Origin of the sequence: Salmonella sp. SAL4457, from assembly GCF_046548235.1 — a bacterium.
GTDB classification, from domain to species: Bacteria; Pseudomonadota; Gammaproteobacteria; order Enterobacterales; family Enterobacteriaceae; genus Salmonella; species Salmonella enterica.
In genome coordinates, this window is sequence record NZ_JBGDZO010000149.1 from 1 (window position 1) to 360 (window position 360).

Consider the following 360-nt stretch of genomic DNA (forward strand, 5'->3'; position numbering starts at 1 on the left):
GCGTTCAGGTACAGGGCGACCCCGGCGAACAGCGCCGCCAGCAGGATGCCGGCGAGCACCGCGAGGAGCACGCCGAGCCACAGGCTGCCGCTGGAGAAGGCGACCATGAAGCCGATCACCGCGCCGAACAGCATCATCCCCTCCTGGCCCAGGTTGAGCACCCCGCTTCTCTCGCAGACCAGTTCGCCCAGGGCCACCAGCAGCAGCGGAGTACCGGTGCGGACCATGGCGAACAGCAGGTTGTCGAGCAGATCGATATCCATCGTGGTTCCTCGGCGGTTCGGCTCAGGCCAGGGCGTCGCGCAGCGCCGGGCGCTTGCGCCAGCGTCCGTGCAAACGTGGGCGGTCGAGGATCAGCAC

At 68.6% G+C, this 360-nt stretch carries 1 protein-coding gene; it reads right to left on the bottom strand.

What is annotated here, in order from left to right; all coding sequences use genetic code 11:
- A partial coding sequence (locus ACLJNW_RS23660) for an ABC transporter permease subunit (RefSeq protein ID WP_410961149.1) occupies positions 1–263 on the bottom strand: 263 nt, incomplete at its 3' end.
- Positions 264–360 lie beyond the last annotated feature (97 nt).